This window comes from Limnobacter sp. G6BE5S, assembly GCF_058448965.1.
Genome location: NZ_JBZFLM010000004.1, coordinates 1 through 24146, shown reverse-complemented (window position 1 = coordinate 24146; position 24146 = coordinate 1). Strand labels below are relative to the sequence as shown.

The following is a 24146-nucleotide window of genomic DNA, read 5'->3' as shown; positions in this document are numbered from 1 at the left end:
GTATTTAAATTCATCTTTCAGACGCGCAGAATTCGTTCGCCGCGGCCAATGCCGGAACTGCCCGTACGGACTGTTTCCAGAATGGCGGTGCGATCGATCGAGTCCAAGAATGCATCCAGCTTGGATTTGTTGCCAGTCAACTCAATCGTGTAGCTTTTCTCGGTGACATCAATGATGCGGCCACGGAAAATATCCGCAGTGCGCTTCAATTCTTCACGCTCTTTGCCAACTGCACGCAATTTTACCAGCATCAGCTCACGTTCAATATGCGCACCATCACTTAGATCAACCACTTTAACCACTTCAATCAAGCGGTTAAGGTGTTTGGTGATCTGCTCGATGATGTCATCGGAACCGACAGTGACAATGGTCATGCGTGACATGGTTTCGTCTTCTGTGGGGGCAACGGTCAGGGTTTCAATGTTGTATCCGCGGGCAGAAAATAACCCCACCACGCGGGACAACGCACCTGGTTCGTTCTCGAGGAGAACGGAAATAATGTGTCTCATATTTGCCATCTCCTTGTTAAAGTTCTTCCGAACCCAGCAGCATTTCGGACAAGCCCTTGCCAGCCTTCACCATGGGCCACACGTTCTCGGTGCGGTCGGTGATGAAGTCCATGAACACCAAACGGTCTTTGTACTTGCCAAACGCCTCACGCAGGGCGGGCTCGACATCGGATGGCTTGGTGATCTGCATACCGATGTGGCCATACGCCTCCACCAACTTGACGAAGTCAGGCAGCGCATCCATGTAGCTTTCCGAGTAGCGTGAGCCATAATCAAGCTGTTGCCACTGGCGAACCATGCCCAGATACCGGTTGTTCAAGTTCACGATTTTCGGTGTGAAATGGTATTGGAAGCAGGTGGACAATTCCTGAATGTTCATCTGAATAGACGCTTCACCCGTAATACAGGCCACTTGCGCATCGGGGTTGGCCATTTGAACACCCATGGCGTAAGGCAAGCCCACGCCCATGGTGCCCAAACCACCCGAGTTGATCCAGCGGCGCGGCTTGTCGAAGCGATAGTACTGAGCAGCCCACATTTGGTGCTGACCCACGTCGGATGTCACAAAGGCATCACCATTGGTGACTTCCCACAGCTTTTCAACCACGAACTGTGGCTTGATCAACTCGTCGGACTTTGCGTAGTCCAAACACTTGCGGCCACGCCATTTCTCAACCTGTTCCCACCAGCCCTGCAGCTTGCCTTGATCAACGCGCTTGCCACTTTCTTCAAGCAATTGGATCAGGTCAACCAGCACGTCTTTGATGTTGCCCACGATAGGCACATCCACCTTGACGCGCTTGGAGATTGAGGACGGATCGATATCGATGTGAATGATTTTGCGGGGGATGGACGCGAAATCTTTTGGGTTACCAATGACTCGATCGTCGAAACGGGCACCCACGGCGATCAACACGTCGCAGTTTTGCATGGCAAGGTTGGCTTCATAAGTGCCGTGCATGCCTGGCATGCCCATGAACTTCTTGTCGCTGGCCTTGAATGCGCCCAAACCCATCAGGGTGTTGGTACAAGGTGCACCGACCCATTCAACCAAACGTGTCAGTTCAGCAGATGCATCGCCCAAAATAACGCCACCGCCGGAATAGATCATGGGGCGCTCGGCTTCCAGAATCATTTGCACGGCTTTTTTGATTTGACCCTGGTGGCCCTTGACCACGGGGTTGTACGAGCGCATTTTCACGGGCTCAGAGTAATCAAAAGCGGTTTTGTGAATGGTGATGTCTTTGGGGATATCCACCAGTACTGGGCCTGGGCGACCTGTACGGGCGATGTAAAACGCTTCTTTCATGACACGCGCGAGGTCTTTCACATCTTTCACAAGGAAGTTGTGCTTAACGCAAGGGCGTGTAATACCCACGGTGTCACATTCCTGGAATGCATCCTGACCGATCGCGTGCGTGGGCACCTGACCAGACAAAATCACCATGGGAATTGAATCCATGTAGGCAGTGGCAATGCCGGTTACAGCATTGGTGAGGCCGGGGCCTGAAGTAACGAGACAAACACCCACCTTGTCGCTTGAGCGCGAATAGGCATCGGCTGCATGAACTGCAGCTTGTTCGTGACGTACCAGAATATGTTCGAAGCCGTCTTGCTTGAAGATGGCATCGTAGATGTAGAGTACTGCTCCGCCTGGGTAACCGAAAACGTGCTTGACGCCCTCTTCTTCCAGACATTTGACAACGATTTCCGCGCCGGTATATTCCATTTTAAAAAAATCCTGACAAAATCCACGGGACATTGGTCGGATGCCTTCCTGGATCGCATTGCCGTGGGGCACAGGCTTTTTGAAAATGAACAACCTTGTGGGTATGGACATGTCGCAAAGCGCTGGCGATCACAACCCGATTATGTCGGGCAGGTTGGCCATGGGCTTCTGAACTACAAGTTCAGCGCCCTAGCGCGTCTTTCGCTAAAACAACAAGGGTATGTTGATTAACTAGAGACAAAAACAGGGTAGAACGAGATCTTAGTGCGAAGCCCGCCGTGGGTCAAGAAAAAAGCCTGCGGCTTTGATATCATGCCGTATTGTTAAATATTGCGAATCATTCTCGCCTCGACCCCCAAACCCCTCTGACACCACCTCGACACACACATTTATGGCAAGCACGCGAGAATTAGAGGACTTTTTGAAAGAGGTGTCGCACCGGGCTTATCGCCAGGCGTTTTTTGCCGTTAAAAACCAAGAAAGCGCGATGGACCTGGTGCAGGAAAGCATGATGAAGCTTTCCGACAAGTATGGCGACAAGCCCAAAGAAGAACTGCCAATGCTGTTTACCCGCATTTTGCAGAACACGGTCTTGGACTACCACCGACGCCAGAAGGTCAGAAATACCTGGACGACCCTGTTTTCAAGCTTTCAGAAGAAAGATGAAGAAGATTACGACGTGCTTGAGAACCTTCTCGCACAGGATGAATCTCAGAACGCGAGCGCCCAGGACGAAATTGAACAGTCACAAAATATGGCCGCCATCGAAGAAGCCATCGCAAATTTGCCGGAGCGTCAACGCCAGGCATTCATCTTGCGTTATTGGGAAGAGATGGACTTGGCAGAAACTGCAGAGATCATGGGATGCTCGGAAGGCAGTGTGAAAACACATTGCTCCAGAGCGACAAAGGCATTGGCACTGGTATTGAGGCAACAGGGGTTTCGGGAATGAATGAAGATCGGCTAACCGCAAATGTAGTAAAAAGGCTACTTGATGAGTCGGCATGTCAAGTTCCGCCCCATATCCAAGAACGCTTGAATCTTGCAATCGCCCAATCGGTGCAACTGCACGCCGAAAAACACGGCAGTGCAGTCAAATCCAAACAGACCGGTGCCGGCCCAATCGGTGGTTTATTTCAACAGTTTTCCGAGTGGTTTAATCGCCCAGCCCTGTCCATGGCGGTCAGCGCACTATTTATTGCGGGTGCCGCGTTCGGTGTGGCGCAGTTTGGCCTGGAAAACTCAGATGCTCGTATTTCGGAAACAGCCGATCTGGACGCCGCTATTTTGTCCGATGACCTTCCGCCAGACGCCTACCTGGATCCTGGATTCATCAATTACGCCACTGAATTGCAGAAAAAAAATGCAATTCCGGCTGAAGACGGAATTGAACAATGGATGGATTCACTACCCGCCGACTTCACTACGTCGATCTAGCATTTTAAGGATTGAGGGGTACGATCATGATTAGACTCTATTCCGGATTGATGACTTTGGGCTTGCTTTTGGTGCTGAGTCTGCAAAGTGGTCAGGCTTTGGCTGCGACCGACTGGTCGAAATTGTCGGCCAAACAACAGGAATTGCTCTCTCCCCTGCAGAACGACTGGAACTCAATGACCAACGCACAGCAAGAACGCTGGCTGAAAGTAGGTCGAAAATACGAAAGTGAACCAGCCGAGCGCCAGGCCATTATGCGTGAACGGGTAAGCAGCTGGAGCGAACTGAGCCCCAGAGAAAAAGCGGCTGCTCGTGAAAACTACAAGGCCTTGAAGGAAAAACGCCAAGGTGAGCGAAACTCAAGCTGGAACAGCTATCAAAGCCTGGACAAAAAACAGCGCGATGAATTCAAGGGAAAAAGCAACAAACCCTCGCTGAATTAAAACCCCCGCTCCATTTCCAATGCGCGTCAGCGATAAAATGACGAAATGGAACGACTACTCAACAACGGGCTGATCAGCCCCAGCCGAAAACGCCGACTTGCCAGCATGCTGTATGAAAGCATGCTGTTGTTCGGCGTTTTGTTCATTGCAGGCTACTTTTTCGACACCCTCACCCAAAGCCGGCATGCGCTGTACCTGCGGGATGCTCGCCAGTGGTGGTTTTTCGCAGTGCTGGGCTTGTATTTTGTGTGGTTTTGGCGCCATGGCGGCCAAACCCTGGCTATGAAAACATGGCACATTCGTTTGGTCAAAGAAAACGGCGAACGAGTTGGGCTGGCGCAAGCCATGCTGCGCTACGTGCTTTGCTGGTTTTTCAACCTGACAGGCATTGCATTCATTTATTCGTTTTTCGACAAAAACGGGCAATTTCCCCAAGACCGCTTGGCAAAAACACTGTTGGTTTCAACCAAGCCACGGGAACGCGGCATTGAAGAAGTAATGCGCCACAACTAGTCACCAAGCGAATTGACCGCGTTCTCGAGGCGATGCCAATCGTCCTCCGACCGCGGTACGCCACAACGCAAAATACAGTCCTCTGTGGGGTAGGTTCGCACCAGAATTCCCATGTGTTCCAGGTCGGTCGCCCACTGTTCATTTTTCGGGTGGGTAAAACTGATGTAGTAGCCACCTTTGCGAATTTGAACCTGCTCGTCCAATCGAACTCGCCAAAGCGACTCCAGCCTTTTGCACACTGCATCGAGTCGAATCAACTGCGCTGCTCTCCAGCCTTCGGCAGCAAAATATTGCAGCGCCAGCCACCATTGCGGCGATGACACCGCTTGAGTACCGACCTCGTTGAGCAGCGCTGTACACACGGCCTTGGGGCCACACACAAATGCCAGGTTTGCACCTGCCAAACCAGAAAAAGGTGCCACGGAGCGAAGCACAATGGCGGGTTCGGCTTCGATAAAGGAGGCATAGGACTCTTCTCCGGTCCAGTCCAGATAGGCTTCGTCCAGGATAAGCCAACCGCCCTGTTCCCGAAGCTTTCGTGCAAGTGGCTTGATTTGGGCAATCGTGATCATTTGGCAGCTTGGGTTAACCGGGCGCCCCAACACCACCACATCGCACTCTGGAATTTCGCCTTCGAGCACCAGTTCCACGGGCCAATCGAGCACAACATGATTTGCTCTGCGAAAGCGTTTGTCCCACTGATCGAAACTGGGCTCGGCCAAGACCACCCGCATCGACCCGTACCAAGTTTGAAACAAGCGTGCAAGCGCGGAGATGCCGCTGTCTATGCCTGTAACCGCCAGAACTGACTCGCACTCAAAAAAACGTGCCGCTTCAAGATGAAACCGCGACCGCAACAGGTCGGGACTGGCCCATACAGAAGCAGGCATGTCTGGCAGCTCAAGCTCAAACGGCGCAACAGAGCCAGAGAGATCAAGCTTTGCCTGATGCTTGACTTGGGTTTCAATGCGCATCCGAGGTTTCCAGAAGCACAGGAAATCCCCACAAACGCTCCACTTGGGCCAGTGTTTTCTCGGCCTCATCAATGTTCAGTGGTCTTCCTCGGCGGCTCATGTGGGTCAGCGTTAATGACCGATCTGTCATGCGTGCATAGGAAGTCACCTGGATGTCGGGCACCATGCTTTCGCGTGAATACTGGTTGGCCAACAGGGTGCGGATTCGTTTGTAGCCTTCATCGTTGTGAATACAGTCGATAAACAAGTCACTTTCAGTTTTGTGATCTGCGATGGTAAACAAACGGAAATCACGAATCACCTTGGGTGATAAAAACTGACGAATGAACGACTCATCCTTGAAATTGCGCATGGCAAAGTCAACCGCCTTTAACCAGTTGCCGCTGCCGGCCAATTCAGGAAACCAGCGCTTGTCCTCTTCGGTGGGTTTTTCGCACATGCGGCGAATGTCGCTAAACATGGCGAAACCCAATGCATAGGGGTTCAAGGCACGAAAACGCCCATCGCGGGAATCGGGTTGAAATACCACATTGGTGTGCGAGGTCAGGAACTCCAGCATGAATCCATCGGACACCAACTTCTCGTCGTAAAGGGTATTCAGCAGGGTGTAATGCCAGAAGCTGGCCCACCCTTCGTTCATGACTTTGGTCTGCCCCTGTGGGTAAAAGTACTGGGACATCTTGCGGACAATGCGCACCAGTTCACGTTCCCAATCGCGAAGTTTGGGGGCTTCCTTCTCGATAAAGTACAAAATATTCTCAACGGGCTCTCTTGGGTAGTTGTCTTGTCGGCGTTCAATTTGAGCGGCTTCGACAGGCGATACTTTGGCCATGATTTCGTCATACTGCCGACGCTTTTCTTCAGCAAGGTCATCACGTTTTACTTTCAGCGAGGCCTCTGACTCAAATCGACGCTTGTAACGATCTACGCCGAAATGCTGGATGGCATGTGCTGCATCCAGTACTTCCTCTACCGCATCGATGCCGTACTTTTCTTCGCATTCCATCACATACTTTTTGGCAAACACCAGGTAATCGATAATGGCGTCGGCCTGGGTCCACTGCCTGAACAGGTAGTTCCCCTTGAAGAAAGAATTGTGCCCATAACAGGCATGCGCAATGACCAAGGTCTGCATGGTCATGGTGTTCTCTTCCATGAGGTAGGAAATGCAGGGGTTGGAGTTAATCACCACCTCGTAGGCCAGGTTTTGCTGACCTGTTTCATAGAGATGCTCATTCACCGAGAAAGATTTACCATAGCTCCAGTGTGGATACATCACCGGCATGGCGCCACTGGAATAGGCATCCAGCATTTGCTCGGCGCTGATCACTTCGATCTGATTGGGAAAGGTGTCGAGCTTGTATTGGTTGGCAGCAATGTCGTGCAGCTGCGTGTCAATGTCGCGCAGCAGATCAAATGTCCACTCATTGCCGGCCAAGTCAAGTTGTTGGGCCATTGTTGCTACTCCTAGCGCCCAAAGGCGACTTCTTTCTTCTCAAACAAGCCACGAAACACAGGGTAAATGTCGCGGCGGTTGAACAACTTGCGCATGGCAAAGTGCCCGGCAAAGCTGTCTTCCAGACGTTCAAAACTTTCCCACAAATCGGACGCACGGGCCATGCCGAACATGGGTGTAGGCATGGTTTCCACGTATGCGTAGTAACGCACATGCGGCATGATTTTGGAAGAGAGATACTCCGCGCTGGCCCGCGCGTCGCGCGAGGTGGCGTCACCGTCAGAGGCTTGCGCCACGTACACATTCCATGCGCTGCCGGGATAGCGGGTTTCGATGATGTGATGCATTAATTCCATGGCAGGCATGATTTCGGTGCCACCACTTTTTTTGCCGTAGAAAAAGTCTTCTTCGCTGACCTCTTCGGCTTCATCGGTGTGGCGAATGAAAACCAGCTTCACCTCTTCATATTTGCGAGTAAGGAACAGATACAACAAGGTATAAAAGCGTTTGGCCAAATCTTTCTTGGCCTCATCCATGGAGGCAGACACGTCCATGAGACAGAAAATGACGGCATTGGTTGACGGCTCGGGATACGTTACGCGATTGCGATAACGCAAGTCGACTTCGTCGAGAAAGGGCACATAAGGTTTTTTCTTGGGATCCTCCAGCAAATCGAGCTGTCCCTTTTCTTCGTCTTCCTCTTCATCCTCTTCGTCGCGAGGCTCAAGCGCGACTCGGCGCATGAGTGAGGCCTTCATGGTGCGCAACACAGAAAGCGAGGTGGGTGCGCCCGTGCGTGAATAACCAGCGTTGCGGCTTTTCATACGCTTTACCGAGGAAATTTCACGCTTCAACAGTTCAGGCAACTCCAGGTCATCGAAGTAAAGATTCAAGAACTCTTCACGAGACAACACGAAGGTGAAACCATCTTCGCCCTCGCCCTTGCCAGGTTTTCCGCCACCCTGCCCTTCACCACCGCCACTGGGCCTTGGAATTCGATCGCCTGGCACAAAGTCGCGATTGCCTGGCACCACATGCTCCACATCGCCACCCTGACCGAAAATGAAAGTGGGCTCGGACACTTCCCGAGTGGGAATCCGCACTTTCACACGTCCGTCTCCGCTGACATCGGAGATGGATGACTCACCAGCCACGTCAGCGACCGCCTTTTTCAGCTGTGTTTTATAACGCCGAATAAAGCGCTCGCGATTGGGCAAGCTTCTGTTTTTGCCGTTGAGCCTGCGATCAATAATGGTTGAATCGCCCATGGCAAACTCCTTTATGCTTTTTGCGTGATCAAGACGCCTTTTTCACGCGCAAATGCCACTCTACCAACAGGCGAACCTGTTTCTCGGTATAACCTTTGGCCACCATACGGTCCACGAAGTTTTCATGCTTTTCCTGACTTTCTTTGGATCCTTTGTGATCGAAAGAAATCACGGGCAGCAAGTCTTCAGTTTTCGAGAACATGCTTCGCTCGATCACTTCGCGCAACTTTTCGTAACTCGTCCATGCGGGCATGGTGCCGGAATTGCTGGCCTGTGCACGCAACACAAAGTTGACCACCTCATTGCGGAAGTCTTTGGGATTGGCAATACCCGCAGGTTTTTCAATGCGGTTCAGCTCTTCGTTCAATGAGTCACGATCAAAAATTTGTCCCGTGGCCGGGTCGCGGAATTCTTCGTTCTGAATCCACTTGTCAGCAAACTGAATATAACGCTCGAACAGGTTTTGCCCGTACTCGCTGTAACTCTCCAGATAGGCTGTTTGAATTTCCTTGGCCACGAATTCTGCGTACTTGGGTGTCAAGTAGCTCTTGATGAAATCAAGGTACTTGCGGGTTTGTTCCTCGGGCAGGTTGTCTTTAATGACTTGCTGCTCCAGCACATACAACAGGTGTACTGGGTTGGCAGCCACTTCATGGTGGTCAAAGTTGAACACCTTGGACAACACTTTGTAAGCCCAACGCGTGGATGATCCATTCATGCCCTCGTCGGGCCCGGACTGATCACGGTATTCCTGAATTGGTTTGGCATGCGGATCGACGTCTTTCAGGTTCTCACCGTCGTACACGCGCATCTTGCTGAACAGGTTGCTGTTGGCAGGCTCTTTCAGGCGAGTCAACACACTGAACTGCGCCATCATGTTCAGGGTTCCCGGTGCGCAGGCTGCCTTGTTCAGGGAAGAATGTTCCAGCAATTTCTCGTAAATCTTCACTTCTTCGGATACACGCAGGCAATACGGCACCTTCACGATGTAGACACGATCAAGAAACGCTTCGTTGGTTTTGTTGTTACGGAATTGCTGCCATTCAGATTCGTTGCTGTGAGCCAAAATAATGCCGTCAAAGGGAATGGAGCCAAAGCCTTCCGTGCCTTTGAAGTTGCGTTCCTGCGTGGCGGTGAGCAAGGGGTGCAGCATCTTGATGGGTGCCTTGAACATTTCCACAAATTCAAGCAAACCCTGGTTGGCCAAACACAAACCACCACTGAAGCTGTAAGCATCGGGATCGTCTTGGCTGAACTGGTTCAACATGCGAATGTCGACCTTGCCCACCAAGGCAGAAATGTCCTGGTTGTTTTCATCACCGGGCTCGGTCTTGCTGATCGCGATCTGGTTCAAAGTCGAAGGCATCAGGCGGACCACCCGGAACTTGCGCAGGTCGCCTCCGAATTCGTCAAGGCGTTTGGTGGCCCAGGGGCTGGCAATACCGGTTAGGTAACGACGTGGAATGCCGTATTTGTCTTCCAGTGAAGCGCCAAACTGAACTGGATCAAACAAGCCCAGTGGCGACTCATTAATGGGTGAGCCCTTGAGCGCGTAAATGGGCTGCTGCTCCATCAGCGCTTTCAGACGCTCAGCCAGAGAGGATTTGGCACTGCCGACAGGGCCAAGCAGATAAAGCACCTGCTTGCGTTCTTCGAGCCCCTGTGCGGCATGGCGGAAATAAGCGACGATGTTTTCAATCACTTCTTCCATGCCGTAAAACTCTTTGAACGAGGGATAACGGCGCACCACACGGTTTGCAAAAACTCGGGACAGACGTGGATCGTGGCGGGTGTTGATCACTTCGGGTTCGCCGATGGCGTGCAACATGCGTTCGGCAGCGCTGGCGTAGGTGAGCGGGTCGGCTTTGCACAGGTCGAGGTATTCTTCGAGGCTCATCTCGGTTTGCTGCAAAGCTGCAAAACGGGACTGAAACTGACCAAAAATGTCAGATTCGCTGGAATTCAAATCACGCGGTTCAAGCTCTGTGTTCATGATGTCCTCCTGCACAACGCTTCTTTGCCTTTTACTTCGGCCGTGAACCTATTTCGCGCCCAAAGCAATCAATCTCATCTTCCGAAAAAGTTGCAAAAAACAAGCCAGCTTATTTATTTACATTTTTGTGCTGTTTTGGTGCTTGCAACACTTTCAGGTTAACCATGCCGTTCCCACTATCTCCCTATCGATTGGGGCATTAAACCCCTGAAGCGGTTAGAGCTTCCCTTTTATTTAGACGCCAGACCGTTTGAGAAATTGCACTTTTTTCAAATTTTTGTTGCCCCTGCTCTTCCAGAAACTCGAGCACATTCATGACCACACCCTTTTTGGCCAACACGCCGGGCATGTCATCAAGGCGATACTGCTTGCGCAGCAACTCAAACATGGGTTTGTCGATGGCAATTGACTTGCCTTGTTGTATATGTAACGCAATCGCCTTGATTAATTCCTTCTGGGTATCAATTTCAGACAACTTGCTGAATTCAAGTACGAAGCCATGTTTGCGCAATCGGTTCACAAATCGGGAAGGCTTCAGGCGCCCGGAGAGCACCACAGTCATTTCTATGGGCAAGCCGGCCATGCGCTGCAAATAGTTTTCGTGAAGCAAGGTTGGAAACACGATCAGGCTGCCACCTGAATCGCCCACATGGTCCATATTTTCAATGCGTGGCAACTGCCGACCCGGCACTTTCAAAAGCAACTGGGCACGCAGCACCACATAGGGCTGCTTGAACAACCACAAACCCAAAACCACCACATTGATTGCAGTGACCGCGGTGAATACCCAAAGCACCTCACCTTTCATTGCCAACAAAATTGCAATTGCAAACCCTGCAGACACCACCATAAAGAAGGAATTGATAATGTTATTGGCCGACACCACGCGCGAGCGGCTTTCCTTGGGTGCAAAGGCCTGCATGGTGGCGTACAAGGGCACGCTGTATAAACCCACGCCAATGCTGATCAGCACAAAAAGGCCCAGCACAGACAAATTGTGCAATTGACCAAAGAAAGCCACCACGGTTTGCTGATCGGGATTGGTTTGATAAGCCACCAATACCCAGTGCAACAGGCCGCCAGCAACAATCATCACGACCAGCCCCCACAACACCAAACCCATTTCAATGCGTTTGCGCGACCACTTCTCGCAGAGGAATGCGCCAATACCCAGGCCCACCGTGAATGCAAACAGCAACACTGTGGCCACACCCGGACTTGCGTTGAGCAGGGTTTTCGACAACAGCGGAAACTGGGTCAAATAAGTAGCACCCACAAACCAAAGCCATGAAATGCCCAACAAGGCTGGCCACACCTTGGGCAAATTGGTGGCGAAACGCACGTTGCGCCAGGTCTCTGTGAACAGGTTCCAGTTCACTTTCAAGTCGGGTGAGTGCGAAGGCGTTAGTGGCATTTGCCTGGCTTGATAAACCCCCATCAAAGCCACCACAAAACCAAATCCACAGACGATGTAAACGGCAAGATTGCCTGCGTCTTGACTCATCAAGCTGCCCGCTGCAATGGTGCCGAGCAAAATAGCCATGAAGGTGGCGGACTCTACCAAGGCATTGGCCATGACCAGTTCGCTGGACTTGAGTTGTTCGGGCAAATAAGCGTATTTTGCGGGGCCAAAAAATGCAGACTGTGTGCCCAGTAAAAACACACCGAGTATGAGCAGTTCAACCGAGTTCAGAAGAAAGCCAGCTGCGGTGATCAAAACAATGGGGGGTTCTAACCACTTGGCCAAACGCATGACTTTGGTTTTGTCGAATTTGTCGGCAAGCTGCCCACTGGTGGCCGAAAATAATACGAATGGAAGGATGAACAAAGCAGCGATCAGGTTGATCAACAAACCGGGTGAAAAACTGCCGCGAAGTGCATCGTTGTAAGTGACGGCAAGCGTGACGGCAAACTTCAAAAGATTGTCGTTGAACGCACCGAGAAACTGCGTCCAGAAGAAAGCACCAAATCGTTTGTCACGAATCAATTGAATTGCCATGCATTGAGCATAGCGCAAAATATTCCGTGCGAGAAATAAAAAAAGCCCCTCACGCGAGGGGCTTTCTTTGGCGTTTTTACTACAACAGAAATGTTGCAAAAAACTTGCCTTTAAAATCAAGCAGCTGCTTTGTACTCGGTCACTGGCTTGGCTTCAATGATTTCGTCAGGAATTTGACCATTGGTGCGCAAATAGTCTTTGCTGAAGTCATCGGTCAGGATCGCGTCGAAACGAATTGGCTCGTATTCACGAATGCCTTGGGCCAAATCAGGACTAATCAGGTTCTTGGCCACAGCGTCTTTCAGTTGATCTTCCAGACCTTCACCGATCACTTTGCCCGAAGACACAGCTTTCAGGAAGTTGCTGTAACCAGGCTCAATGGACAACAGCTTGTCAGCAGCTTCAAGAATGCGACCAGTTGGGTCTGACAAACCTTCGCCGACGAATACTTTGTCGAGCAGACGTTCTGCAAATGCATTGCGTGTCATCAGCAACTCGGCAACTTCAGCATTGGTTTTGTCACTTGGGCCTTTGGATTTGCCCATACCCAAGGGGTAGGCCACAAAGCTCAGCAGCTTGCCAATGGCCTTGTTGGGGAAGTTGCGGTTGAACTCGGTGAACGCTTTGTCGATTTCGAACAATGAGTCTTCAATCGCCCACTGTGCATGCGGCAACTCGTCAGCCAAGCGACCGTTGGTTTCAAAATACTTCAGCACGGCTGTGGCCATGTAAAGGTGGCTTAGCACGTCGCCCAAACGGGCCGACAAGCGCTCGCGACGCTTCAGTTCGCCCCCCAATACACCCATGGCCACGTCGGCTGTGAATGCCAGTGCAGCGGAACGACGCTCAATGGCTTTGGCATAGTCGGCCATGGGACCACTGACCGGGCTTTTTGCCAAACGGTTGCCACTCAAACCAAGTACCAGGGCACGCATGGCGCGGTTGAAAATATGGCCCAAGTGACCGAAGAATGCTGTGTCGAAATCACGCAGACCTTCTTCTTTGTTGGGGTTCTGGGCTGCCTGCATTTCCTTCAATACCCAAGGATGACAGCGAATTGCGCCCTGACCAAACACGATGAGGTTACGCGTCATGATGTTCGCGCCTTCAACTGTGATAGCCACTGGCATGGCCTGATAAGCCTGACCCAGGTAGTTGCGTGGGCCAAGAATAACAGTGCGGCCACCGTGCACGTCCATGGAGCGCAGGATGATCTCGCGCATCATTTCAGTCATGTGGTATTTCATCATGGCGGTAACCACAGAAGGTGCACATTCTGCACAGGCTGTTGCGGTCAACACGCGAGAGGCTTCCAGCTTGTAGGTCAGGCCACCGATTTTACCGGTTGCTTCCTGAACACCTTCAAAGCGGCCAATTGGCATTTTGAACTGGCGACGAATGCGTGCATACGCACCAGTGGCCAGGTACATGCCCCAACCAGAGGCTGCCGACAAGGCGGGCAAGGAAATGCCACGGCCTGCTGACAAACACTCAACCAGCATTCTCCAGCCTTTGCCGGCCATTTCACGGCCACCAATGATGGCGTTCAATGGAATGTAGACGTCGTTACCAATGATGGGGCCGTTCATGAAAACAGCACCGGGGAAATGACGACGACCAATTTGTACATTCGGCGTGTCAGCTGGCAACAAGGCGCAGGTAATGCCGTAATCGACTTTGGATTTGTCGCCCAGCAGGCCTTGTGGATCTTTCAGCTTGAATGCCAAACCAACCACCGTGGCCACTGGTGCCAAGGTGATGTAGCGCTTGCTGAAGTTCAACACGATACCCAGCTCTTCTTTGCCGTCGACCACGCGCTTGACAACAACGCCTGTATCGGGAATTGCAGATGCGTCGGAGCCTACTTCAGGGCCAGTCAAACCAAAACAGGGAATTTCACGGCCATCCACCAAACGTGGCAACCAGTAGTCTTTTTGCTCTTGCGTGCCGTAGTGCATGATCAACTCGCCTGGGCCCAAAGAGTTGGGAACCATCACGGTGACCGATGCGGTCAATGAGCGGGTGGCAATTTTCGCCACTACGCAGCTTTGCGCGTAGGGGGAGAATCCCAAACCGCCGTGTTCTTTGGCAATCAACATGGCAAAGAATTTATTCTTGCCCATGAAATCCCAGACTTCTTGAGGCAGGTCTTTCAACTCGAAAGTGATCTTCCAGTCGTCGAGCATTTTGCACAGCTCTTCTGTCTCGTTGTCCAGGTAAGACTTTTCATCGGCGGTCAGCTCGGTGTACTTGACGTTCATCAGCTTGGACCAATCTGGCTTGCCACCGAACATTTCGGCTTCCCACCAGGTGTCACCCGCTTCGAGCGCGTCTTTTTCAGTTGGGCTCATGGCAGGCAGTGCCTTACTGAAGGCCTTGAAAATAGGCGCAGTCAAAACACCACGGCGCAAGCTGGATACGTTCAGTACCACTGCGATGGGAAGGTAAATGGCAGCGAACACGATCAGACCGAGTTCACCCAAGCCGCCCAAGGCGTAGAAGCCCAGCGCAGACGCGCCAATGGCGGCGGTGAAGGTCAGCAGGTTTGCACCGCTGTAGACGAGGCCGATCAGCACAACGGCTGAGAAAACGGCGAAAAGTGAATTTGACATGTTTATACCCCTTGAATGTCATCAAAGTTACTTCTAAGTTACTTAGGCGTAACATGCGCTTTCAGTGAACAACTGTCAACCTCATTGCACCAAAAAAACAGCGACTTTTCTAGAGACTTAGTTCGAAAAAAATCAATGATTTACATTGCAATGCAACATAAGTTTTTTAAAAAACAAACAAGAGCAAGCATAGGCAACAGTTCCAGAAGACCAGAAAAACGGTGCAGCGCAACACAGTTGTTTTTAGTTGAACCCGGTAATTCACCAGATTTCACAAGCCCCCAATGAAGCGCCACCCAGTTGCCTCATCGGGCTAACAAGCGCGCCAATTAACCGATACACTTCAACCCATGCAGTACAACATCCACAATAAAAAGCGAGGGAAATATGGCAGTTAACGTGAATGTAAAAATCGAAAAATCGTTCAAAGTGGCTTGCAGTGCCAAAAAGGCGTTTGACCAGTTGGCGGATGTTGCGGACACCGTTTCCCTGTTTCCCAAGCTGGACAAAATTGTGGATCTTGGCGATGCCGTGTGGCGCTGGGAAATGGCGAAGATTGGCGCAGCAGGTATTTCGCACCAGGTTAAGTATGCTGTGAAGTACACCAACGATGGCGCATCCAAAATTGACTGGAACCCTGTTCCAGGCGAAGGCAATGCCACCGTATCGGGCGGCTGGGTCATTAAAGAAGACAGCCCCAAGGCATGTACAATTTCGTTCCGCTCGACTGGTGAGTTCGAAATGCCAGTGCCTCGCCTGATGAAAGGAATTGCAGAAGGTATTGTGAAATCGGAATTTGACGCGCAGGTTGGTACCTTCCTTGATCGCGTAAAAGCCAAACTGGAATCTTGAACACAACAACAAGGGAGCCCCACTGAGGGCTCCAAAGCGCTTTAGGAGACGCAATGCCCTGGATGATTTACGGTGCCAATGGTTACACCGGTGAAATGATTGCATGTGAAGCCGCCAAACGCGGCATGCGCCCCATTTTGGCAGGCCGCAATGAAGCGGCGGTAACAGCCCTGGCCAATCAATTGAGTTTGCCCAGCCGGGTTTTCTCGCTGAGTGACGAGGCTGAAATTCTGGAAGGCTTGAATGAAGTCGACCTGGTGCTGCACTGCGCGGGTCCGTTTTCAGAAACCGCCGAGCCCATGATGATGGCTTGCCTTCAGACCAAAACACACTACCTTGACATTACCGGTGAAATTTCAGTGTTCGAACTGGCCCAGTCGCTAAGCGGCAAGGCGCGCAAACAGAAAATTGTGTTGTGCCCCGGCGTGGGTTTTGATGTGATTCCAACAGATTGCGTTGCTGCCCGCCTACATGAAACACTGCCCGATGCCACACATTTGGCCTTGGGTTTTGATTCCAGAAGTGGTTTGTCAGCAGGTACCGCCAAAACCACCGTGGAGGCCATGAAACTGGGTGGCCGCGTGCGTGAAGGCGGTGAAATCAAGGCCGTGGGCTTGGGCTACAGCACCCGAGAAATCAATTTTGGCAATGGCACCAAGTTTGCAGTCACGATTCCTTGGGGCGATGTATCTACCGCATTCCATAGCACCGGCATTCGTAACATCGAGGTGTACATTCCCTCCTCGCCAAAATCAGTGCGCATGATGCGCGCCGCTAACCTGGCACGCCCAATTCTTGGCATGTCGCTTGTACAGGGAATTCTGAAAAAACAAGCTGCAAAGGTTGAAGGCCCGAATGAGGAACAACGTGCAAAAATGCCTGCGTATGTTTGGGGTGAAGCCACCAATGCCGAAGGCAAGAAGGTAGTCGCGCGCGTTAAAACCGCCAACGGTTATTCGCTGACGGTGATGGGATCATTGGCAGTGGCCAGCTTTATTTTGATGGAAAAGAATGTGGCTGGTGGTGCCTACACGCCATCGAAATTGATGGGCAGTGATTTGGTAGAGCGTCTCGACGGGTGCGGAAAAATTCAAATTTTTGAACAGTAATTCAAGCCAATTGATTCTTCATACGCTCAGCGCGTGCAGCTGGCGCCGGGTGAGTTGACAACCAACCGGCGCTGGATCCTTCAGATATCTTTGCCAACTTTTCCAAAGCGCTTACCGTGGCCTTGGAGTTGTAGCTGCGGCGTTTCATAAACGCCATGGCGTAGTCATCTGCTTCATTTTCGTTGCCCTGCGAGTGCTGGGCACGAATGACTTTCTCGAACAAATCACCCAACTGAGAATCGGCCAAGGCGGACACATTGCCACCGGTGGCTGAGGCAGCTTCCCGGAGTGCACTGGTTCGTATCGCAGTTTGAATTCGTGCCTTGGTGTGCCCCGCTTTCACGTGACCAATTTCATGGCCAATCACGTAACGCACCTCATCGTCAGTCATCAAATCCAGCAAGCCACTGTAAACTCGAATCGTGCCATTGGCCATTGCAAAGGCATTGACTTCCGGTGTTTCATAGACCTTGAAATTCAGCTTCAATCCGTCTTCAGTTTCAAGACCTTTGACCAGCGTTTGAAGACGTTTTCCATACGCGGATTTTTCATCCGCAATTTTGTTCTGCTTGTCGTACTGAACAGTCATTTGGTCGAAATATGCGTTCAGCTCATCATCGGAAATACTGGCCGACTTGGCCAGACCGGCACCTGCATTCAGCATTTTGCCAAAGTCGAGCGCCAAAGCTGTGGGAGCCAAAGAAGACATGCCGGCAGCCAAAGCGGTCAGCTTGATAAAATCGCGTTTGTTCATAAAAGTTTCTCGGGTGTCAGCAACAGTTGAAAGTCGATGACCTTACGGGAAATCAATGAGAGTGAACAAACTCAATTACAGTGAGTGACACTGATCGGTACCATCATAAAAAATCCCCTCGGAGCAAGTCGCCTCGAGGGGATCTCATCAAATGGAACAACGCAATTTATTTCTGGAATTCTTCGCGTTGAATTTTCCAGGTGCCGCTGGCTTTGGACAAAGTCAGCACTTTAATGCCCGAGTCCTTGTAACGGTTGGATGAATAGTCCTGCTTAAACTTGACCGTGGCCAAGGCTTCGGACTGCACATCAATTTGAACATCGGACACAGTTACCGAAATTGATTCCTTGTCAGACAAACGCGCGCGGCGCTGACTTTCCCAAGCACTGCGAGACTTTTTACCATGCTCAAAGGTGTCCGCGTAGAAACCCAAATAACCTTGAACGTCTTTGGAAGACCATGCGGCTGCCCAATTGCTTAACATGTCGTTGATCGTTGCAGCATCGCCCACATCGGCACCAACAGCCAGGCTGGGCTCAGGTGCCATCACTTCGCCAGCGCTGGCTTCAGGTGCAACAACTGCAGAAGCATCCACTACCGGTGCTTCGGCTGAAGCCTCAGCCACCGGGGGAGGCGGAGGCGTCAATGGCGCAAGACGAACCACTTTCTGGTCTTTAAAATAAACTGCGTAAGGCACGAACTCTTCATTGGCGCCCTGCCCTTTTTTCAAGATGTAGTCCCAGCGATCATCTTGATCCTTTTCACTTAGCATGGGCATGCCCAATCGGTTTTGCACTTGAAGCGGCGACATGCCCAGCTTGATTCGGGCCAAATCAATGTTGGTGATGAATTCGCGTGGGCCGACATGTTCAAAGTCAGAATCAAGATATTCGGGGATGTCTTTGACGCCTGTAATTGATCCGCAAGCGGCCAGAACAGTGACGGAAAGCGCCAAGGCCGCAGTTTTGATAAAACGAGAAGTGCCGATGCGATCAAATGTACTCAAAGTTGTCTCCCTTTGATGTGTATTGTGTGAAAGTCGTTTGATAATAAAGGAATGCAGCAAGCCTACTCTAGATGCAGGCTTGAAAATCGAATGTCTACGCGCATCTTAACCAATGCCACTCTGTTTGGTAAACACCCGTATACATTTGGATTGCGCTTACAATGCCAGTACCCAATGTTTACGATAGCAATTCGTGATCAATAAAAATCAATTATAGATATTGACTATTGCAATTCACGTGCAACACACAGGATTAAAACTATGAACACCACCATCATTGGCAGCGGCGTGGCCGCTTGGACTTTGGTTCGAGAACTTCGCAAAGCCGACCCGGAAGCAGAAATTCGCCTGATCACAGCCGACAGCGGCGACTTTTATTCCAAACCCATGTTGAGCAATGCATTGGCCAGCGGAAAAACGGCAGAAACCCTGGTGATGACGCCCGCTGCAAAATTTGCTGAGCAACAAAAAGTTGAACTGGTGGCCAACACCACGGTGAACTCAGTGGATGCCGCTGCGCGCAAGTTAAGCAGCAGTGCGGGCGAATTCAGCTATGACAACCTGGTATTGGCCTTGGGCGCAGACACCCTCAAACTGCCCATTGAAGGCGATGGAGCCGCCGACGTTATCAGCGTGAACGATCTGAATGATTACGCTGAATTCAGAAAACTGTTGGACGGCAAGCAAGAAGTAGCCGTGTTGGGTGCCGGTTTGATTGGTTGTGAATTCGCCAATGATTTGCTGAAGGCCAACATTCACACCACCGTGTTTGATCTGGCTGATCGCCCCTTGGCGCGACTGCTGCCCGAGCAAGCCAGCACATTCATGCAAAACAAGCTGGCGGAAAAAGGCGTGAGCTGGAAGCTGGGCCGCACGGTCAGCAACATTGCAAAATCGGGCGCAAGCTACACATTGACCGATTCCACCGGTGAAACCACACAGGCCGATTTGGTGCTGTCTGCAGTGGGATTGAAGCCACGTATCGATTTGGCTGCCAAAACAGGATTGAATGTGGCGCGTGGTGTGGTGGTGAACAGCCTTGGCCAAACCAGCAACGAACACATTTACGCGCTTGGCGATTGCGCCGAATACCTGGGCAAGTTTGTGTTGCCCTACATTATGCCGGTGATGCAAGCCGCCCGTGCCATGGCACAAACCCTGGCTGGCAAGCCGACCGACATCAAATTCCCCGCCATGCCGGTGAGCATTAAAACGCCCGATTGCCCCGCTGTGGTCAACCCACCCCTGCCCGAGCATGAAGGTGAATGGGAAATTACAGCCGATGAGAATGGCGTGAAAGCCTTGTTCAAGGGCAAGGATGGCGCACTGCTGGGCATGGCCTTGCTGGGTGAGGCCAGCAAAGAACGCCAAGCTTTAACCCCCCAACTGCCTGCGATGATTTAAAATTGCGGCAACGTTAAACCTATTGAATTGGAAACCGAATGGCCCAGTACGTCTACAGCATGAACCGCGTGGGGAAAATTGTTCCCCCCAAGCGCCAGATCTTGAAAAACATTTCGCTGAGCTTTTTCCCCGGCGCAAAAATTGGTGTGCTGGGCTTGAACGGCTCTGGCAAATCCACCCTGCTTAAAATTATGGCGGGTGTGGACAAAGACATTGAAGGCGAAGCAGTGCCCATGCCCAATTTGAACATTGGGTACTTGAGCCAGGAACCGGAACTGAACCCCGAGCACACGGTGCGCCAAGCAGTTGAAGAAGGCTTGGGTGAACTGGGCATGGCTCAGCAAAAGCTGGAAGAAATTTACGCTGCCTATGCAGACCCTGACGCTGACTTTGACAAACTGGCTGAAGAACAGGCCAAGTGGGAAGCGGTTATTTCAGCCGCAGGCAACGATGCAGAGCACCTGATGGAAATTGCAGCCGATTCACTGCGCCTGCCACCTTGGGAAGCCAACGTAGCCAACTTGTCGGGCGGTGAAAAGCGCCGCGTGGCCCTGTGTCGCCTGCTGATGAGCAAACCCGACATGTTGCTGCTCGACGAACCCACCAACCACCTGGATGCGGAATCGGTGCATTGGCTGGAACAGTTCCTTCACAAATTCCCTGGCACCGTGGTCGCTGTAACCCACGATCGCTACTTTTTGGACAACGCTGCCGAATGGATTCTGGAACTGGACCGTGGATCTGGCATTCCATGGAAAGGCAACTACAGTTCATGGCTTGACCAGAAACAGGATCGCCTGAAGCAGGAAGAAAGCAGCGAAAGCGCGCGCCAAAAAGCGCTGAAAAAAGAACTGGAATGGGTTCGCCAAAACCCAAAGGGTCGCCAGGCCAAATCCAAAGCGCGTATTGCACGCTTTGAAGAATTGTCGAGCCATGAATACCAAAAACGCAATGAAACACAGGAAATTTTCATTCCCGTGGCAGAGCGTTTGGGCAACGAAGTATTTGAGTTTGAGAACGTGAGCAAAGCCTTTGGCGATCGCTTGCTGATCGATAACCTCAGCTTTAAAGTACCACCCGGCGCAATTGTTGGTGTAATTGGCCCCAACGGTGCGGGTAAATCCACGCTGTTCAAAATGCTGGCAGGCACTGAACAGCCTACCAGCGGCACCATCAAGATTGGTTCTACCGTTCGCATGGCCGTGGTGGACCAAACCCGTGACTCTTTGCCCAACGACAAAACTGTGTTCGACGGCGTGGCTGAAGGTTCCGATGTGCTGACAGTGGGCAAGTTCGAAATGCCCTCACGTGCCTACCTGGGCCGCTTTAACTTCAAGGGTGGCGATCAGCAAAAGTTGATCGGCAATTTGTCGGGCGGTGAACGTGGACGCTTGCACTTGGCCAAAACACTGATTTCCGGCGGCAACGTGTTGCTGCTGGACGAACCCTCGAACGACCTGGACGTTGAAACACTGCGTTCGCTGGAAGACGCGCTGCTGGAATTTGCGGGCACTGTGCTGGTGACATCGCACGACCGCTGGTTCCTGGACCGCATTGCCACGCACATTCTTTCCTGTGAAGGCGATTCACAGTGGGTGTTCTTTGATGGCAACTTCCAGGAATACGAAGCTGACAAAATCAAGCGACTGGGTGAAGAAGGTGCGCGCCCGAAGCGAGTGCGTTACAAGCCTTTGAAGTGAGTGTTTTGGGGTTGATGTAGTTTAGAAAAACCGAACCTTGGGTGACTGGGGTTCGGTTTTTTTATTGGTGGGTTGGGGGGTGTTTGTGCTGAGTAGTGAGAAACTCTAACTTTTGCGTAGCAGGCGTAACGTATTGAGTGTGCTGGTTACTGCACTGGTTAAGGCTTTTGCTTCCAAAATTTTTCCTCTGCTTCATTAACAAATTTCTCGTAGAACTTTAACCCTAGCTCAGCAATTGCGACAGGGTGATGAGAAGTAACTGGTTGATCTAGATGTGACGTCGGGGGGTTATACCAGTGGCCCGAATTTTTTACACGCACGACCTCGACAGTGGGGGGATGGTCTGTAACGACCATTGGATCTCCCTCGTAGCTGATAACCGCACCACCACGCATTTCCATGTGCTTTATAAAACCACCCTTTGGATTTAAGAAGTTCATAGTCCTGTAACCCGACTTTACCTTCGCTACTTCTTGAATAGAGTGGTTATCAGCATCACGAGCTTGCTTTAAATAACGAAGTAACATGTCTTTTTTTCTTAGACAAGAAAACCTCCCTTGCCATGGTTGAAACTCGTTCCTTACGGGCTGACACCCTCTTTCAGTTTTGTTCCATGCCTTTTCCAAACAGTTTAAAAAATCACGCCACTCCTCATCGAAGACTTCGAATGATGTCGCAGTCTTCATATTGCTTAAAGCACGCTTTGCTGACTCTATTTCTCTCTTTGCTGCATCTAGTGACAAAAGCTACTTCCTATTGGTTTTAATGTTTGAGCTCAGCGGAGCCCCTCATTGCCATTCATTACAGCAAATTATTAGGGGGTGTTACGTACTGAATTCACATAGTCTGCCCTTTTGTCATGGCACTGCCTTATCAACTTTCCGATCAGTTCTGACATCTCCTCGAGTAGAGGTGCTTTACCTACGAGGCTGAAGACAGGGCTAGAAATTACTCCATTCTCTCGATCTAACTTCGTTGGATGATGAGTTATTTCAGCATGAGCCAGCGCTTTGTTCCTGAGCTCCTTACATGTCTCATGAATGTCGAGCTGATCTCGCGATAGGGGTGAAAAGTCCGATAGCTCTAACCTGCTCGCAGCGGCGGAGTTCGGATTTCTTTCATTATTGGTGAACGGCCGGTAGTAACAGACTATTGCCGATAACACCAATGCTTCATGCACCAGGCCGCCGTACTGATGATTTCTTGCTTCCTTGATAAACGCCTCTGCCCTCTCAAAATCCCTGAGTGCGATAGAAAAGCGATTGAATTTTGCCTCGTCAATCATAGCTGGTTCCAACGCGTAATCTGAGGAGCGTTTTATGGAATACCTGTTCTCGGGAATAAAAAATGGGGCACAAGGGAAACGTCTCAGTTACCGCCTTGTTTAATTCCACCCCAGCCTCGCAATAAACTCAGACGGTTCGAGTATGCACCGATCTTCAATATATCCACTCAATCCAAAGAGGCGTGGACCGTTGCGGAACTTGAACAAGCGGTACAGGTAGTACCTCGATGCATTGTCTCGCGAAAACTGAAGTTCATTTGGCGTAACGAAGAATGGCGTGTTTTTTCCATACTTCGTAGTTTTTGCTTCGATGTACCGATCTGTGCCGTTTTCCTCGAAAGACTTGATGTCAAAACCAGCAGATGGTCCAACTGTGATCGAGATTTGCTCGATACGGTCAGCAAGTGAATCCTTACCGGCCTTGATCAGGCGAGCACGCTCAAAATTAAGAACGAACTGCTCGCCTGCTTCCCCGAGAGATTGGTTTCTAGCCTCGCGCTCCAAGTAGTTAGCACCACCGGGGTTGTAGATGGCTCGCGGCTCTGAAATGGTAGGTGTTTTTCGATCTTCCGGTTTGGGTGGCTCGTCCCAGGCCGCCAAGAAGTCTTCCACGCTTGGAATAGCGGGCGTTACCTCCGAATCTGCAGCAAACAGGCGCTGAAGCTCTGGATTAGCCTTGAGGTAATCAGCCACCACCGCAGGCAACAGTGAGCGCTGATAGTTGGACCGGGGCTTGTAGCCGTCGATGTATGGAATACCCATCTCGATCAAGACGGCACTGATGTTCTGATGCTTTAATTCAATTGAGCCATTGGAGCGATTATTTAGCTGCTCCATCAAGGCGCGCCGATGCCCGGTTTTGTTGTATTTATTCCCCGTCAACTCAAGACGAAGCATGTAGAAATAGTCAGCAACTGCTGCTTCGACCTCAGAACCCGACCAGTTGTTAGTCATGATAGTAGTGAAATGTTACGCCCATCTTGAGGCTCGTTTGAGGTAATGCTTGATAGAGCAGGCTTCGTTTAATCGGACAGTTTTTGTGGATTTTTAATAAAGATCCAGCACTGCGGGTTAAGCGGCCAATGCCGCAACTTGGCTGACGA

Annotated in this window: 22 protein-coding genes; 9 read left to right on the top strand and 13 right to left on the bottom strand. The window is 51.1% G+C overall.

What is annotated here, in order from left to right:
- Positions 1–17: 17 nt before the first annotated feature.
- Complete coding sequence (gene ilvN / locus ACVL1J_RS08030; RefSeq protein ID WP_159571189.1) at positions 18–509, bottom strand: acetolactate synthase small subunit; 492 nt, start codon at positions 507–509, stop codon at positions 18–20.
- Positions 510–525: 16 nt separating this feature from the next.
- A complete protein-coding gene (locus ACVL1J_RS08025; RefSeq protein ID WP_341236998.1) occupies positions 526–2238 on the bottom strand; it encodes an acetolactate synthase 3 catalytic subunit in 1713 nt (570 codons plus the stop codon).
- Positions 2239–2278: 40 nt separating this feature from the next.
- On the opposite strand from ACVL1J_RS08025, the gene ACVL1J_RS08020 reads away from it, so the two are divergent.
- From ACVL1J_RS08020 to ACVL1J_RS08000, 5 genes are all read left to right on the top strand, one after another.
- Positions 2279–2410, top strand: a complete 132-nt coding sequence (locus ACVL1J_RS08020) for a hypothetical protein (protein WP_256366122.1) — start codon at positions 2279–2281, stop codon at positions 2408–2410.
- 219 nt (positions 2411–2629) lie between these two features.
- Entirely contained in the window at positions 2630–3190 is a 561-nt protein-coding gene (locus tag ACVL1J_RS08015; RefSeq protein WP_341236999.1) for an RNA polymerase sigma factor, read from the top strand.
- Positions 3103–3675: a DUF3619 family protein gene (locus ACVL1J_RS08010; RefSeq protein WP_474562302.1), complete on the top strand. Its 573-nt coding sequence runs from the start codon at positions 3103–3105 to the stop codon at positions 3673–3675. The genes ACVL1J_RS08015 and ACVL1J_RS08010 overlap by 88 nt, the downstream gene beginning before the upstream one ends.
- A gap of 26 nt (positions 3676–3701) precedes the next feature.
- On the top strand, positions 3702–4118 hold the full coding sequence (locus ACVL1J_RS08005) for a DUF3106 domain-containing protein (protein ID WP_159571201.1): 417 nt from the start codon (positions 3702–3704) through the stop codon (positions 4116–4118).
- A gap of 45 nt (positions 4119–4163) precedes the next feature.
- Positions 4164–4631, top strand: a complete 468-nt coding sequence (locus ACVL1J_RS08000; protein ID WP_341237001.1) for an RDD family protein — start codon at positions 4164–4166, stop codon at positions 4629–4631.
- On the opposite strand, the gene ACVL1J_RS07995 is transcribed toward ACVL1J_RS08000, so the two are convergent.
- From ACVL1J_RS07995 to ACVL1J_RS07970, 6 genes are all read right to left on the bottom strand, one after another.
- Positions 4628–5605 (bottom strand): aminotransferase class I/II-fold pyridoxal phosphate-dependent enzyme, encoded by a 978-nt coding sequence (locus ACVL1J_RS07995; protein WP_341237002.1) that lies wholly within the window; start codon positions 5603–5605, stop codon positions 4628–4630. The genes ACVL1J_RS08000 and ACVL1J_RS07995 overlap by 4 nt on opposite strands.
- Positions 5595–7061, bottom strand: a complete 1467-nt coding sequence (locus ACVL1J_RS07990) for a SpoVR family protein (RefSeq protein ID WP_159571210.1) — start codon at positions 7059–7061, stop codon at positions 5595–5597. The genes ACVL1J_RS07995 and ACVL1J_RS07990 overlap by 11 nt, the downstream gene beginning before the upstream one ends.
- Before the next feature lie 11 nt (positions 7062–7072).
- The gene (locus ACVL1J_RS07985; protein WP_341237003.1) at positions 7073–8329 is read right to left on the bottom strand and encodes a YeaH/YhbH family protein; all 1257 of its coding nucleotides are present in this window, start codon (positions 8327–8329) and stop codon (positions 7073–7075) included.
- Between the two features lie 28 nt (positions 8330–8357).
- A complete protein-coding gene (locus ACVL1J_RS07980) occupies positions 8358–10322 on the bottom strand; it encodes a PrkA family serine protein kinase (protein ID WP_341237004.1) in 1965 nt (654 codons plus the stop codon).
- 199 nt (positions 10323–10521) lie between these two features.
- Complete coding sequence (locus tag ACVL1J_RS07975; RefSeq protein WP_341237005.1) at positions 10522–12321, bottom strand: MFS transporter; 1800 nt, start codon at positions 12319–12321, stop codon at positions 10522–10524.
- A 116-nt stretch (positions 12322–12437) separates the two neighbouring features.
- On the bottom strand, positions 12438–14933 hold the full coding sequence (locus tag ACVL1J_RS07970; protein ID WP_341237006.1) for an acyl-CoA dehydrogenase: 2496 nt from the start codon (positions 14931–14933) through the stop codon (positions 12438–12440).
- Between the two features lie 387 nt (positions 14934–15320).
- Here ACVL1J_RS07970 and ACVL1J_RS07965 point away from each other — a divergent pair, with 387 nt between their 5' ends.
- Positions 15321–15785 carry an SRPBCC family protein gene (locus tag ACVL1J_RS07965; RefSeq protein WP_159571228.1) on the top strand — a complete coding sequence of 155 codons (465 nt, stop codon included), beginning with the start codon at positions 15321–15323 and terminating at the stop codon, positions 15783–15785.
- A gap of 53 nt (positions 15786–15838) precedes the next feature.
- On the top strand, positions 15839–16894 hold the full coding sequence (locus ACVL1J_RS07960; protein WP_341237007.1) for a saccharopine dehydrogenase family protein: 1056 nt from the start codon (positions 15839–15841) through the stop codon (positions 16892–16894).
- A 1-nt stretch (position 16895) separates the two neighbouring features.
- Here ACVL1J_RS07960 and ACVL1J_RS07955 read toward each other — a convergent pair whose 3' ends face one another.
- The gene (locus ACVL1J_RS07955; protein WP_341237008.1) at positions 16896–17648 is read right to left on the bottom strand and encodes a M48 family metallopeptidase; all 753 of its coding nucleotides are present in this window, start codon (positions 17646–17648) and stop codon (positions 16896–16898) included.
- A 166-nt stretch (positions 17649–17814) separates the two neighbouring features.
- Positions 17815–18654 carry a L,D-transpeptidase Cds6 family protein gene (locus tag ACVL1J_RS07950; protein ID WP_341237009.1) on the bottom strand — a complete coding sequence of 280 codons (840 nt, stop codon included), beginning with the start codon at positions 18652–18654 and terminating at the stop codon, positions 17815–17817.
- A gap of 261 nt (positions 18655–18915) precedes the next feature.
- On the opposite strand from ACVL1J_RS07950, the gene ACVL1J_RS07945 reads away from it, so the two are divergent.
- A complete protein-coding gene (locus ACVL1J_RS07945; RefSeq protein WP_341237010.1) occupies positions 18916–20058 on the top strand; it encodes an NAD(P)/FAD-dependent oxidoreductase in 1143 nt (380 codons plus the stop codon).
- A 38-nt stretch (positions 20059–20096) separates the two neighbouring features.
- Complete coding sequence (ettA, locus tag ACVL1J_RS07940; protein ID WP_341237011.1) at positions 20097–21758, top strand: energy-dependent translational throttle protein EttA; 1662 nt, start codon at positions 20097–20099, stop codon at positions 21756–21758.
- A gap of 158 nt (positions 21759–21916) precedes the next feature.
- Here ettA and ACVL1J_RS07935 read toward each other — a convergent pair whose 3' ends face one another.
- The 3 genes from ACVL1J_RS07935 to ACVL1J_RS07925 form a co-directional block, all read right to left on the bottom strand.
- Entirely contained in the window at positions 21917–22501 is a 585-nt protein-coding gene (locus ACVL1J_RS07935) for a hypothetical protein (RefSeq protein WP_491665269.1), read from the bottom strand.
- A 71-nt stretch (positions 22502–22572) separates the two neighbouring features.
- Complete coding sequence (locus ACVL1J_RS07930) at positions 22573–23043, bottom strand: hypothetical protein (RefSeq protein ID WP_394672574.1); 471 nt, start codon at positions 23041–23043, stop codon at positions 22573–22575.
- Between the two features lie 99 nt (positions 23044–23142).
- Positions 23143–23997: a protein NO VEIN domain-containing protein gene (locus ACVL1J_RS07925; protein WP_394672575.1), complete on the bottom strand. Its 855-nt coding sequence runs from the start codon at positions 23995–23997 to the stop codon at positions 23143–23145.
- Between the last annotated feature and the right edge of the window lie 149 nt (positions 23998–24146).